This window comes from Shinella fusca, from assembly GCF_014203155.1.
Lineage (GTDB): Bacteria > Pseudomonadota > Alphaproteobacteria > Rhizobiales > Rhizobiaceae > Shinella > Shinella fusca.
Window position 1 is genome coordinate 34,709 of the sequence record NZ_JACHIK010000026.1, and the last position, 11,674, is coordinate 46,382.

16 protein-coding genes and 2 pseudogenes are annotated in these 11,674 nt (G+C 60.3%); 14 read left to right on the forward strand and 4 right to left on the reverse strand.

Going from position 1 to position 11,674, the window contains the following annotated elements:
* The first annotated feature begins 20 nt into the window (after positions 1-20).
* The 7 genes from HNQ66_RS22370 to HNQ66_RS22400 all read left to right on the forward strand — a co-directional run bounded on the left by HNQ66_RS22370 (position 21) and on the right by HNQ66_RS22400 (position 6,223).
* Positions 21-287 (forward strand): type II toxin-antitoxin system Phd/YefM family antitoxin, encoded by a 267-nt coding sequence (locus HNQ66_RS22370; protein ID WP_184146938.1) that lies wholly within the window; start codon positions 21-23, stop codon positions 285-287.
* Positions 284-679: a PIN domain-containing protein gene (locus HNQ66_RS22375; RefSeq protein ID WP_184146940.1), complete on the forward strand. Its 396-nt coding sequence runs from the start codon at positions 284-286 to the stop codon at positions 677-679. The genes HNQ66_RS22370 and HNQ66_RS22375 overlap by 4 nt, the downstream gene beginning before the upstream one ends.
* An 870-nt stretch (positions 680-1,549) precedes the next feature.
* Positions 1,550-2,509 carry a glycine betaine ABC transporter substrate-binding protein gene (locus HNQ66_RS22380; protein WP_281396998.1) on the forward strand — a complete coding sequence of 320 codons (960 nt, stop codon included), beginning with the start codon at positions 1,550-1,552 and terminating at the stop codon, positions 2,507-2,509.
* A gap of 100 nt (positions 2,510-2,609) precedes the next feature.
* Positions 2,610-3,479 (forward strand): ABC transporter permease, encoded by an 870-nt coding sequence (locus HNQ66_RS22385; RefSeq protein WP_184146942.1) that lies wholly within the window; start codon positions 2,610-2,612, stop codon positions 3,477-3,479.
* Positions 3,479-4,549 (forward strand): quaternary amine ABC transporter ATP-binding protein, encoded by a 1,071-nt coding sequence (locus tag HNQ66_RS22390; protein WP_184146944.1) that lies wholly within the window; start codon positions 3,479-3,481, stop codon positions 4,547-4,549. Before HNQ66_RS22385 ends, HNQ66_RS22390 begins: the two co-directional genes overlap by 1 nt.
* Positions 4,550-4,638: 89 nt before the next feature.
* The gene (locus tag HNQ66_RS22395) at positions 4,639-4,932 is read left to right on the forward strand and encodes a helix-turn-helix domain-containing protein (RefSeq protein WP_184146946.1); all 294 of its coding nucleotides are present in this window, start codon (positions 4,639-4,641) and stop codon (positions 4,930-4,932) included.
* 49 nt (positions 4,933-4,981) lie between these two features.
* Complete coding sequence (locus HNQ66_RS22400) at positions 4,982-6,223, forward strand: mechanosensitive ion channel family protein (RefSeq protein ID WP_184146948.1); 1,242 nt, start codon at positions 4,982-4,984, stop codon at positions 6,221-6,223.
* A 361-nt stretch (positions 6,224-6,584) separates the two neighbouring features.
* On the opposite strand, the gene HNQ66_RS22405 is transcribed toward HNQ66_RS22400, so the two are convergent.
* Positions 6,585-7,010 (reverse strand): sugar ABC transporter ATP-binding protein, encoded by a 426-nt coding sequence (locus HNQ66_RS22405; protein ID WP_184146950.1) that lies wholly within the window; start codon positions 7,008-7,010, stop codon positions 6,585-6,587.
* A gap of 50 nt (positions 7,011-7,060) precedes the next feature.
* On the opposite strand from HNQ66_RS22405, the pseudogene HNQ66_RS22410 reads away from it, so the two are divergent.
* The 4 genes and pseudogenes from HNQ66_RS22410 to HNQ66_RS22425 all read left to right on the forward strand — a co-directional run.
* Positions 7,061-7,279, forward strand: a pseudogene (locus HNQ66_RS22410) (sugar ABC transporter ATP-binding protein); the annotation flags it as partial.
* 77 nt (positions 7,280-7,356) lie between these two features.
* Positions 7,357-7,638 carry a type II toxin-antitoxin system RelE/ParE family toxin gene (locus tag HNQ66_RS22415; protein WP_184146953.1) on the forward strand — a complete coding sequence of 94 codons (282 nt, stop codon included), beginning with the start codon at positions 7,357-7,359 and terminating at the stop codon, positions 7,636-7,638.
* Entirely contained in the window at positions 7,638-7,940 is a 303-nt protein-coding gene (locus HNQ66_RS22420; RefSeq protein ID WP_184146954.1) for a HigA family addiction module antitoxin, read from the forward strand. The genes HNQ66_RS22415 and HNQ66_RS22420 overlap by 1 nt, the downstream gene beginning before the upstream one ends.
* Before the next feature lie 62 nt (positions 7,941-8,002).
* Positions 8,003-8,240, forward strand: a pseudogene (locus HNQ66_RS22425) (hypothetical protein).
* A gap of 90 nt (positions 8,241-8,330) precedes the next feature.
* Here the strand turns inward: HNQ66_RS22425 and HNQ66_RS22430 are convergent.
* Together HNQ66_RS22430 and HNQ66_RS22435 are read right to left on the reverse strand one after the other, a co-directional pair.
* Positions 8,331-8,714, reverse strand: a complete 384-nt coding sequence (locus HNQ66_RS22430; protein WP_281396997.1) for a MarR family winged helix-turn-helix transcriptional regulator — start codon at positions 8,712-8,714, stop codon at positions 8,331-8,333.
* Positions 8,715-8,746: 32 nt separating this feature from the next.
* Entirely contained in the window at positions 8,747-9,265 is a 519-nt protein-coding gene (locus HNQ66_RS22435) for a PTS sugar transporter subunit IIA (RefSeq protein ID WP_184146959.1), read from the reverse strand.
* A 661-nt stretch (positions 9,266-9,926) separates the two neighbouring features.
* On the opposite strand from HNQ66_RS22435, the gene HNQ66_RS22440 reads away from it, so the two are divergent.
* The 3 genes from HNQ66_RS22440 (at position 9,927) to HNQ66_RS22450 (ending at position 11,395) form a co-directional block, all read left to right on the forward strand.
* On the forward strand, positions 9,927-10,448 hold the full coding sequence (locus HNQ66_RS22440) for an NUDIX hydrolase (protein WP_184146961.1): 522 nt from the start codon (positions 9,927-9,929) through the stop codon (positions 10,446-10,448).
* Positions 10,449-10,604: 156 nt separating this feature from the next.
* Positions 10,605-10,901 carry a type II toxin-antitoxin system TacA family antitoxin gene (locus HNQ66_RS22445; RefSeq protein WP_184146963.1) on the forward strand — a complete coding sequence of 99 codons (297 nt, stop codon included), beginning with the start codon at positions 10,605-10,607 and terminating at the stop codon, positions 10,899-10,901.
* Positions 10,898-11,395 (forward strand): GNAT family N-acetyltransferase, encoded by a 498-nt coding sequence (locus tag HNQ66_RS22450; protein WP_184146965.1) that lies wholly within the window; start codon positions 10,898-10,900, stop codon positions 11,393-11,395. Before HNQ66_RS22445 ends, HNQ66_RS22450 begins: the two co-directional genes overlap by 4 nt.
* Positions 11,396-11,405: 10 nt before the next feature.
* On the opposite strand, the gene HNQ66_RS23435 is transcribed toward HNQ66_RS22450, so the two are convergent.
* The coding region (locus HNQ66_RS23435; protein ID WP_210308864.1) for a hypothetical protein at positions 11,406-11,674 on the reverse strand (269 nt) is incomplete at its 5' end.

Below are 11,674 nucleotides of genomic sequence, written 5' to 3' on the forward strand. Positions count from 1 at the left end.
CTCGGAAATGGAGCGACGCAATGGCTGGACCTCGACAAAACACATCGTCTCCACGCCGTGTCGGTGTGCGGGAGTTTCGCGGCAACCCGACATCCTTCCTGCGGCAGGTCGAGGACGGGCAGCGCTTTGTCCTGACGTCCCACCACAAGATCGTTGCCGAGATCGGCCCGCCCTCATCCGACGTCGCAATCCGCAAGCCGGGTGCCTTGCGCGGCAAGATCAAGCTTGCCGATGATTTCGACGCTCTGCCTGCGGACGTCCTGAAGGTGATGGAAGAGGGGGCGTGAGACTTCTGCTCGATACCCACACGCTTCTGTGGTGGTTGAATGACGACGAGAAACTGGGCGGGCGTTCACGCAGCCTTATCGGCGACCCCGCAAACGACGTTCTTGTCAGCGCGGTTTCCCTACGGGAGATCACCGTGAAGCTGCGCATCGGCAAGCTCGATGCGGATATCTCTGAAATTCTTGGCATCCTCCCGGGCGAAGGCTTTCAGCGCCTGGACATCACCGATGCCCATTTGATTGCGCTGGCCGGACTCGCGATTCACCATCGCGATCCGTTCGATCATCTCCTCATGGCGCAGGCGCTCGCCGAGGGTGCGCATTTCGTTTCCGAAGATCGGAACGTACCACTCTATGGTGCTTCCTTCCTGGCCCGCTCGGAACCTGCTGCTTGACCAACTCCATGGCCGGCGCGGGTGACCAAAATGCTCAAGCCAGTTCCTGGGCGACCCCGATAGACAGCCCTTCAGGCGTGCGTATATCGCAGAGCCGACAAACGTCCTTATTTCCCGGATTCTGGCATCGCCGAAAACCTTCGCGACATTGGCCCGCCGTTTCGGTATCACCGTCATGGCCGATAGCCTGAGCAAGGCGATGCGCTTCTGGATCCTTCACGTTAAGACCCATTTGGCAACAGGTCGCTGGCACCTATGCACGCGGTGAGATCTGCCGCCTGTGCGGGTAGGGCAGGCAATGGAGGGGCTGGGGGCCGAAAGTCATCTATGAGCGGGATGAGTGGGAATGTTTCCTATGATGAATTCTTGCTGGATAAAGCATAAATGCTGCGTTGTGCATGAGTCGTTATTTTATATTTAAAGAATAAATTATTTTATTACTGTGAATTATAGAGATTTTGTTACTTTTATCTTTAGTTTCCTAAATTTATTCGGAAGTTCTCTTCGTTCTGAATTTTTAGAGCTGTAGGAATTCGTCGGCACGGCGGCAACGGCATGCAATCTTGTAGAAAGAATTTTTTTCTCATGTTAAAGATATTTTTGCGGGAAAAATTTCACGCTGTTGAATTATATTCGACTGCGTAAAACTATTTATTGAAATAATATTCCTTGGATATAAATGGAAAATGAGGATAAATTTAGGTTCTGTCTGTATGTATATCATTGATTTGACATAATATTATGTGAATGTTAGCTTTTGTGCGTATTTAATTGTGCATGGGGCTGAATATGCTTGAAAAATCGGGTGCTATCGCCACCCTTATGGGGGTTTCCTTTCTTTCCGTCGGCATGATTTCCACCTTGCCCGGTATGGCGAATGCGCAGGACGCTGCCGCTTGCGGGACCGAGAGGAAGATCGACATCGCGGAAATGACCTGGCCATCGGCGGCGGCGCTTGCGCATATCCATGCGATCATCCTGGAGCACGGCTACGGCTGCTCGGTGGAGATCGTGACGGGCGACACCGTTCCGACCTCCGCCTCGATGATTTCGCGCGGCGCGCCCGCAATCGCGCCGGAACTGTGGACCAGCACGGTCGAGGAGGCCTGGGAGAAAGGCATCGCGGACGGCATTGTCGTCAAGCTCGGCGATGCCATCACCGACGGTACGGTCGAGGGCTGGTTCATCCCGCGCTACGTGCAGGAGAAACATCCCGAACTGACGAGCGCCGAAGCGGTGATCGCCCGGCCCGATCTTTTCCCGGACCCGGAGAGCGGCGACAAGGGGCGGCTGTATTCCTGCCCTCCCGGCTGGGCGTGCGAGCTGTCGACGTCGGCGCTTTATGAAGCCTTCGGCATGTCCGGCAAGGGGTGGAACCTGTTTTCGCCGGGATCCGGCGGTGCGCTCGACGCCTCGATCGCGCGCGCCTTCACCCGTGAGGAGCCGATCCTGTTCTACTACTGGGGGCCGACCTCGATCCTCGGTAAATACGATGCGGTTCAGCTCGATCTCGGGCCGGCGAAGCCGGACGTCTACGCCTGCAACACGGACACCGATTGCACCGATCCACCCGGCGTCACCGCCTATCCGTCTTCCCCGGCGATCATCGGCGCGGCCTCCTGGCTGCCGAAGGAAGCGCCGGCCGTCGCCGCCTACCTGGCCAAGGCCGGATTGAGCAATGCCCAGATCAGTTCGCTTCTCGTCTATGGCGACGAGAACAAGGCGGACGCAGCCGAGACGGCCCGCAACTTCCTCAAGACCGAGCAGGACGTGTGGACGAAGTGGGTTCCGGACGCGGTTGCCGGGAAGGTGCGGGCCTTCCTGGATTGATGCCGCTGCGGCTATTTCCATGCCTGCATGCGACCGGGCCGTCCGCCCGGTCGCATTTTCTTCCGGCAGGCTTTCCAATTGCATATCGTAAGGGGGACGGATGTTTCCGGAACTGATCGACACGCGGCCGCTTCGGCGCGCTGTGGACGACGGGTTAGGCTGGGTTGTGCGCAACTGGGGTGGGGAACTCGAGGCCGCGGCCCATCCGCTACTGGTGCTGCTGAATTGGATCGAGCGGTTGCTCATCGCAACGCCGTGGTGGCTGTTCATCGGCTTCTTCGTCGGCCTCGCCTTCTTGGCGACGCGCAACTGGCGGCTGCCGCTGGTCGTCTTCCTGGGGCTGGTCTTTCTCGGCCTGATGCAGCTGTGGCGCGACGCGATGATAACCACGGCGCTGATGATCGCAGCGACCTTGACGGCGATCGTCGTCTCCATTCCCGTCGGTGTGGGGATGTCCCGCTCCGAGCGTGCGCGCCACATGGTGACGCCCGTGCTCGACCTCATGCAGACCCTGCCGAGCTTCGTCTACCTCATTCCGACGGTGATGATCTTCGGGCCGGGCAAGATACCGGCGCTGCTTGCGACCATCGTATATGCCTCGCCGCCCCTGATACGGCTGACGGATCTCGGCCTGCGCAACGTGGACCCGGCGGTGATGGAGGCGAGCCGCGCCTTCGGCACCTCATCGACGCAACGTCTGTTCGGGGTGCAGATCCCGCTCGCGCTGCCCACCATCCTTGCCGGCATCAACCAGACGACGATGATGGCGCTCGCCATGGTCGTCATTGCCTCGATGATCGGCGCTGGCGGACTTGGCTACCAGGTGCTCCAGGGCATCGGCCGGCTGGAGGTCAGCCGCGGGCTGTTCGCAGGCCTCGGCATCGTCGCGCTTGCCATCGTCTTCGATCGCATCACTCAAGCCTATGGCCGCCGCCTGCAGGAGCGGATCGGTGTCGGGGAGGTCCGCTGATGACAGACCATATCCAGCTTTCCAATTCCGCGCTCTCTGCCGGTCCAGATGATCTTTCCATCGTCATGCGGGGCGTCACCAAGATCTTCGGCCCCGATCCGCAGGCGGCGCTGGCGCTGCTGCGGCAGGGGAAGTCCAAGGCCGACGTACAGGCTAAGACCGGGCATGTGGTTGGCCTCGACAATGTCTCGCTCGATATCGAGCGGGGGCAGATCTATGTCGTCATGGGGCTTTCGGGGTCCGGCAAGTCGACGCTGATCCGCCACGTCAACCGGCTGATCGAGCCAACGGCGGGCGAGATCGTCGTCAATGGCGAGAAGGTGCTCGACATGACGATGGCACAGCTCGGCGATTTCCGGCGCAACCGCATCGCCATGGTGTTCCAGAAGTTCGGGCTGCTGCCGCATCGCTCCGTCATCGACAACGTCGCCTACGGCCTGGAAACGCGTGGCGTGAACAGGGCCGAACGGCTGGAGAAGGCCGCGCACTGGATCGGGATCGTCGGCCTTTCCGGCTACGAGAAATCGCGGCCGCGCCAGCTTTCCGGCGGCCAGCAGCAGCGTGTCGGTCTTGCCCGCGCGCTGGCGATGGACACCGACATCCTCTTGATGGACGAGGCCTTCTCCGCGCTCGACCCGCTGATCCGCTCGGGCATGCAGGAGCAGCTTCTCGATCTGCAATCCTCGCTGAACAAGACCATCTTGTTCATCACCCACGATTTCGACGAAGCGCTGAAGATCGGCAACCGGATTGCCGTGCTCAAGGATGGCGCCGTCCAACAGGTAGGCAAGCCGGAGGAGATCGTGCTCAACCCGGCCAATGCCCATATCGAGGAGTTCGTCCGCGATGTGAACAAGGCGCGGGCGATCCATATCCGTACCATCATGGAGAAGGGTGTATTCGAGCCTTGCGAGGTGGCGATGCCGGCCGATGCGCGCTGCGAGGACGTGCTGCCCTGTTTCGACCGGCATGAATGGGTGGGCGTCCTCGATGACGCAGGCAGCCAGATCGGGCGCGTCAGGGCGCGACAAGTCATCCGGGCGCTGGCCCGCTACAACGGGCAGCCATAGGGCAGGGGCCCACGACAATCACCGTGAACGGTTCTTCCCGGCCGGGCCGTTTGCGCTTTTCTCGATTCCGATGAATTGGAGACTGAACGATGCTTTGCAGCGATACGACACCCCATTGCGACGATACACTCGGCGGCCGCATCTCGACCGCCCGCGAGGCCTGCGGGCTTTCCGCCGCCGATGCCGCCCGCCGACTCGGCGTTCTTTCGGCAAGCTGGAATGCGTGGGAGCGCGACCGCGACGTTCCGCGCGCCAACCGGCTGGTCATGATGGCCGGCATCCTCGCCGTCAGCCCGTCCTGGCTGCTGACCGGGCTTGGCTCCGGCCCCTTCGAGAAAAGCCCCGAACGCGAGACCGGCGCGCAGCCGCTCGCCGCGCCGTAAGGGACAACGCTCCCGCGCGCGGTGAGCCGCGAGATTTTCAGGATAAACGATGATCTGGAATTTTACCGATATACATCCGGTTCTCACGATTGCAGTGGCACTCTTGCTGCTCGCCTTCATGGCGCTGTTCGCCAATTTTGTCGTTAAGGCGCTGCTGGTGCGCGTGCTCAACCGTGCGCTGTCCTTGACCGCTTACGGCCGGGACCCGGACCTGCGTCGGCACGGCCTTGTCGAGAGGCTGGCAAACATCATGCCTGCCCTAGTGGTGTCGACGGGCATAGCACTCGTGCCTGGCCTGCCGGCTTTCGTCGTCGTCGTCGTCCGCAACGTCTCCAGCGCCTTCATGATCCTGACGGCCGCCATGGCCGTCAGCGCGGCCCTTAACATCGTCGACACCATCTATCATCGCCGGCCCGAGGCGCGGCTTAAGCCCATCAAGGGCTATATTCAGGTCGTCAAGATCGCGGTCTACGTCATCGCCGCGCTCCTCATGATTGCGACGCTGATCGACCGCTCGCCGCTGATCCTGCTGTCCGGCCTTGGCGCGATGGCCGCCGTCCTCATTCTGGTCTTCCAGGATACGTTGCTGTCGCTGGTGGCGGGCATCCAGATTTCGTCCACCGATATGGTGCGCGTCGGTGACTGGATCGAGATGCCCGGCCAGAATGCCGACGGTGATATCGTCGAGATCGCCCTTCACACCGTCAAGGTGCAGAATTTCGACAAGACCGTGACCACCATCCCGATCCGCAAGCTCGTGACCGAGCCGGTGAAGAACTGGCGAGGCATGCAGGAATCGGGCGGCCGGCGCATCAAGCGCGCGCTCCTTCTCGATCAGACCAGCGTCCGTTTCCTCGACGGCGAGGAGACCGAAAGGCTTTCGAGCCTCGACCGCCTGGGGGGCTATCTCAAGAGCAAGCGGGAAGAGATCGCCGAATGGAACGGCAGGCTCGGCGAGCGCGGCCGCATTCCCGCCAACACCCGCCGCGTTACCAATATCGGCACGTTCCGCGCCTACGTAGAGGACTACCTTCGCAATCATCCGGGCGTCCACCGGGGCATGACGATCATGGTGCGCCAGCTTCCGCCGCATCCCGAAGGGCTGCCGCTGGAAATCTACTGCTTCACCGACACGACGGTCTGGGCTGCCTACGAGCGCATCCAGTCAGACATCTTCGATCATCTGCTAGCGATCCTCCCGGAATTCGGCCTGCGTGTGTTCCAGAGTCCGACCGGCGAGGACTTGCGATTCCTTCTGCCGGAAAGGGAGAGCACTGGCAGGTACGGGTAAAGTTCTGAAGAGCAGGGCGGGAGCATCGTCTCCACATTGGCCGCCTCCAATCTACAGGGCTGAGGGCCGCCGCCAGTCGATGTTCGTTATCGAGCAACAAAAGCCTTATCTTGCTGATCTGACCGCCAACCGCATCCCCTCGCCGAACTCCGAAGGCGCTGCTGTCCCGCCTGCCCGAAACCAGGGCCGGGCTTAGGACCGGCTTCTCAAAGCCACTGCCACGCCATCCAAAAGAAAGCGTAGGCAATTACCCCGATCACAACGCAAAGCGCGATCTGCCGAGCCATGACGCAGTACCCTTCCTAGTCCGACAAGGAGGAGGATGCTCCGTCGTGGAGTTTGAGTCGAGAGGGTGCTTCTTTCATTGTCCTAGGTGGAGGGTAGAAACAACCTCGCCGCGTTTCACCAGCTTGCCGTAGAAGATGTTCTGGGCAATCCCCATCGTGTCGAACAGGTCGTCGAGCTCGCGGTCCCCGGTGATATAGGCGATGCGGTTGTTGATGGCGCTACGCGGCACGTCGAAGCGCACGGTCTCGCCATTGAGCTTGATCCGGCCGCCATGGAAGAGGCCGCGCTTCAGCACCCGGCGGCAATCTTCATCCCTTCCTTGCGGCAGGCGACCAAGCCGAACATGCCGGTGGCTCTCCAGCGCCAGCACCTTCCTGTCGGCAGGCCGGGCGACGCGCCTGTTTACCTTGCCGTAGAGTTCGTTCTTCAACTGGCGGCCAACCTTGGCCTGCACGATCCGACCGTGGGTGAAATTCCTTGTCTCGTCAGTGACGCCCAACTCGCCGTCGCGCAGGATCGAGATGCGGTCAGCAATCGCCAGGGCCTCTTCTGAGCGTCCATGTCGAGCCGACGGCGCTCGTCTCCTTGCTCGGCGCCGCCAAGAAGCAGATGGTCGAGATCGCCTGCGCGGTCCAGCACAACGCCGGGATCTTCATCCTCGACGAGCCGACCGCGACGCTAACGCCGGAGGAAAAGCAGCATTTCTTCGCCCTGGTCGAGCAGCTTAAGGCCGACGGCGGTTCGATCATCTTCATCAGCCATGTGCTCGCCCTGAGGGATGGCGATTGTGCTGTGTGTCAATTATCAATTGACACGAGCCTTGCTTGTCGTCTATGACACGACACATGGAAATCGAGAGCATCAGGCATAAGGCCCTGCGAAGCCTCGTCGAGAAGGGCCGTGTGAAGGGTGTCATCGAGGCCGATCGTGTTATCGACATGATCGCATTTATTGTCTCGGCCTCCAGCGTCGACGAGCTTGGCATTCCGCCGAACTTCGGTTTCCACGCTCTTACCGGAGATCGCGGGGGCGTTTATGCCATGACAGTTACGAAGAACTGGCGGCTAACATTCACTCTGGCTGATGATGCCACAATCGCTGATCTTGATTTGGAGGATTATCACTAATGGCTATTAAGATTCATTCTTCGATCCACGTTCATCCAGGCCCTTGGCTCAAGCGTCAGATCGTGGAGCCGCGTGGCGTCAATGTGAAGGCGCTCGCCGAGCATCTCGGCGTTTCCCGACAGAACCTGAGCAATGTTCTGAACGGCCATACCGCGCTGTCGGCGGAAATGGCGATCCGTTTCGAGAAAGCCTTCGGATTGCGAGCGGAAACGATCATGCGGATGCAGGGGGCCTATGACCTCGCGCAGGTGAGGGCACACGAGCGTGACATCAAGGTCTCACCCTTACCTACGGCGGCGTAGCGAAGATCGGTAGCGACGAGATCGGAGAGACGGACGCTGGATTATAAAGGTGGATTGAAGGGATGTTGAAGACGGATACGCGCCAGGCCAATTGGCGTCGCTCGAATCCAGGTAAATCACCTCGCTGTGCAGGCCGGCGCACTGGAAAAGCAAACATGTAAGGTCTGTGGGATCGAAGCGGTCGATGCCCATCACGATCAATATGATGAGCCTTTGAAGGTGCGTTGGTTGTACCGCCGGCATCACACCAGGCTTCACCACTACGGCGAACACATGTTTCCGGTTAGGAGCGCATGCTAGACGCCCTCAAGTCCGTGAGCGTCATGTGTAATCACCCTTTAAACTTCCGCGAGCCTGATATCAGACAAGATCGATTACGCGGAAATCAGTTCAGCCTTCCACCGATGGCTCTGATCTCCCGTCGGTCGAAGTCTGACCCTTGCGGCGAGCAAGCAATCCCTCGTCCACTCGTCGCAGGACACCGTTGACCAGATCAATAGCCCCCTCATCCTCGATGAGGCCATCCAGCATTCTGCTCCATGAATTCCGCAAAAATTTCAGATTGGCGTGAGCTAAATCCGTCAGATAAAGACGGACAGCCCTGGCGTCCTTAAGGTCGCTCTCTCGCCGGATAAGTCCCTTCTCTTCAAGCCCGCGCAAGATCCTCGCCAGATTGCTCGAAGATAGCATCGTCGCATCCGAAACCGCACGGCCGGAAATGGCCGGATTTTGGTTGATGAAGCGCATCACCGTGCTCTCGACAGGGGAACGCATCGGAGCCGAAAGTCTTTCCGGGGTGCCGCCGCTCAAAGGCGCGGCAACCCGTCGACATGGCCTGCCGTATGGGCGCAAGACGGATTGGTGGAGCGGAACGCGCGGCTGCGGGCACGGAAAAGGTTGCGAATGCGATCGGGGCCGATCGCGCTCCTGACGGCATCCACGACGACTGGATCGAGCAGAATCCGGCTGGTCAGCGAGGAGAGCCGTATGAAATCCGCGATCCTGCTTTGGGGCCAGATCAGCGCAAGTACCACGTCGACGTCGATGCTGTCCGGCGCGCCGAACTCGACCGGCGTTGCCAGGCCGATGAGCGCGCAGGCAGGACGAGAGCACGCCCGTGCCATCGCGTGCGGCATGGCAACGCCCCGGCCGAGGGCGGTGGAGCGCAATGCTCCCCGGCCCATGAGCGCGGTTTTGACGTCCTCATAGGCCATGCCGGCTTTCTCCGCGAGCCGGTCGGCCGCAAGGGCGATTGCCGCTTCCTTGTGCGGCACGATGGCAGCCAGGGATATGTCCATGGCGAGAAACGGTGCGTGATTGTCCAATGCGCTCTCCGACAAGCATCCGATGCGTGCCGGTCCGGTCTCCTGCGGGCAGATGCTCCGCGCCTGGGAAGAGGCGCCGGAACGGGCTTGCATGGACATATTGGGACAGGCGGGCGGAAGGGTTCCCTGGACGGCCACCCGAGAGGGAGGACCGGCCAGGGTCAGGAGCCCGTGAGCAGACGTGGCCTGGGCCTGTGACCGGCGCGATGCGTGTTCATGGGGCCTCTATCGGCCACCGGGAAGAGAAAGTCAAATAACTGAAAAAAAAGAAAAAATCGGCGCATCTTGCTTTGCCCCGCGGGTGACACCACATTGCTGGCATGTGCATGGAAACGTTCATCAGGGTCTCGAGGCTTGCCGGCGAAGCACGTGCTTCGTCCCGGAGCGGCGTTTTCCCAGTTCTTGATCGCCGCACATAGCCTGCTCCGGGAATTTTGAAGATCGCGGTTCATTCCAGCGGTGCCGTTACGCCGCGCAGATGGAGCGTATCCATGAGACATTCCCTTTCCATGCGGTTCTGCATTTCCTGCAACCGCCCCCTGCCGCGCGCAGCCCGTCGCTGCCCGTGGTGCAAGCGGCTGAGTGTCGGCCACGCCGACCTGCCGCTCCCGCGCAGGAATGACCGATCGGCGCGCCGGGCCGGCCCTGTGGGAGAACGGCCATGATGGGCGCGGTGAGGGAGCAGGGTGTCGGCGTGCCCGCCGAGGGCCTGTTGCAGCAATATGGCGTGATACCCTGGAGGAAGGACCGGCTTGGCGGCATGCGTGTGCTGCTCGTGACGTCGCGGGGGCGCGGGCGCTGGATCGTGCCGAAGGGATCGCTCCGGAAAGACAGGCCGCCCTATCTTTCGGCGGCGATGGACGCTTTCGTGGAGGCCGGCGTGATCGGCGATATCCTCACGCACCCTCTGGCGCGCTATCGCTATGTTAGGGAGGCGGCCGGCGGGTTGCTACAGTATTGCCACGTGACGTTGTTCGGCCTGCGCGTACGCGGCACGCTGACGAACTGGCCTGAGCGGGCGCAGCGAATGCGCGGCTGGTTCGATCCAGAGGAGGCGGCCGGCATGGTCCAGAATCCGGAACTTGCACGGGCTATTTACGCGATACAATCCACGAAAGCTGCGTCAAGAGTCCCTGCCTGTATGCATCGCCATCGTTTACGTGGAGCGGAAACCTGTTGCTGAACGAAGCGACCTTGCCTAAGCTGCGGGTTCGGATCCGTTCGAGAGCTTAACAGCCACCGGTGACGCGTTGCGTGATATTTGTAACGACACCATCATTACGGTAATTGTAATGATGGTGTCGTTACGTTATATGAAGTGGCCACGTTGGAGTTTCTCATGTCGATGTCACACACGAGTAAGAGTATGGACGCAAGCGTTCCACTAAATATGCGGATTAAGCCAGCGACGCGCAATTTGATTGACCGCGCGGCTGAGTTGCTCGGCAAAACGCGCACGGACTTCATGTTGGAGGCGTCTGAACGACGGGCTGAAGAAGTGCTGCTCGATCGTACCATCTTCACTGTCAGTCCCGAGGTCTATGCCGAGTACCTTGCCCGCCTCGATGCGCCTACGCAGATCAATGAGCGCTTGAAACGCACCATGTCGACCAAAGCGCCGTGGGACAAGGCGTGACCATAACTGCGCCTGCTCCCTTGGCTGACCACCATGAGTTGGCTGAATTCGACTCCGGCGTTTCTGAATTGGATGATTGGTTGCGTCGGCGAGCCCGTGTAAATCAGGTAAGTGGCGCGTCGCGCACCTTCGTGGTTTGCGAAGGAAACCGCGTTGTTGCCTACTACGCGCTTGCCTCGGGTGCGGTGAAGCCGCCGGAAGCACCCGGCCGATTTAGACGCAACATGCCGGATCCGATCCCAGTTGCCGTGCTCGGCCGACTGGCTATTGACCAGTCCTATCAAGGCCAAGGTATCGGTCGCGCGCTCGTCCGCGATGTAGGGCTGCGCCTGCTCAATGCCGCCGAAATACTTGGTATCCGTGGCGTGCTGGTGCATGCGATTTCAGATGCGGCGCGAGCTTTCTATGAGGCCGTCGGCTTCCTTCCTTCTCCGAAAGACCCGATGATGCTGATGGTAGGGCTGCACGACCTCAAAAGTGCGCTTGACACCTAGCGTGAACTTATCATTCCGCGTGAGTTAATGCCTCATCTTTTGCGAACATGTCGAGCTTGACAAGCGATGTTCGAAATGAAGCGTCGTCGGCTCGATTCCTTTCAAGTGGCTTATGACGGCCCACCATCGCTTCGCATTTTCCTGGCTGATGGCGGCGTATTGCAACGCGTACCCGCATGATTGTCGCTAGAGTATCCGTGTTGGTCAAGGTAGGGATGGGACCCATTTTCTGCCTTTGCTGAGCAGTGCATTGGCGAGGACGATGAGTTTTCGCATGAT

Bases quoted from the DNA above. Each gene is read 5' to 3' on its own strand.
- HNQ66_RS22385 (WP_184146942.1), top strand. From the start codon at position 2,610: ATGTTTCCGGAACTGATCGACACGCGGCCGCTTCGGCGCGCTGTGGAC.
- HNQ66_RS22445 (WP_184146963.1), top strand. From the start codon at position 10,605: ATGTCGATGTCACACACGAGTAAGAGTATGGACGCAAGCGTTCCACTA.
- HNQ66_RS22440 (WP_184146961.1), top strand. From the start codon at position 9,927: ATGATGGGCGCGGTGAGGGAGCAGGGTGTCGGCGTGCCCGCCGAGGGC.
- HNQ66_RS22415 (WP_184146953.1), top strand. From the start codon at position 7,357: ATGGAAATCGAGAGCATCAGGCATAAGGCCCTGCGAAGCCTCGTCGAG.
- HNQ66_RS22380 (WP_281396998.1), top strand. From the start codon at position 1,550: ATGGCGAATGCGCAGGACGCTGCCGCTTGCGGGACCGAGAGGAAGATC.
- HNQ66_RS22400 (WP_184146948.1), top strand. From the start codon at position 4,982: ATGATCTGGAATTTTACCGATATACATCCGGTTCTCACGATTGCAGTG.
- HNQ66_RS22420 (WP_184146954.1), top strand. From the start codon at position 7,638: ATGGCTATTAAGATTCATTCTTCGATCCACGTTCATCCAGGCCCTTGG.
- HNQ66_RS22390 (WP_184146944.1), top strand. From the start codon at position 3,479: ATGACAGACCATATCCAGCTTTCCAATTCCGCGCTCTCTGCCGGTCCA.
- HNQ66_RS22430 (WP_281396997.1), bottom strand. From the start codon at position 8,714: ATGCGTTCCCCTGTCGAGAGCACGGTGATGCGCTTCATCAACCAAAAT.
- HNQ66_RS22370 (WP_184146938.1), top strand. From the start codon at position 21: ATGGCTGGACCTCGACAAAACACATCGTCTCCACGCCGTGTCGGTGTG.
- HNQ66_RS22395 (WP_184146946.1), top strand. From the start codon at position 4,639: ATGCTTTGCAGCGATACGACACCCCATTGCGACGATACACTCGGCGGC.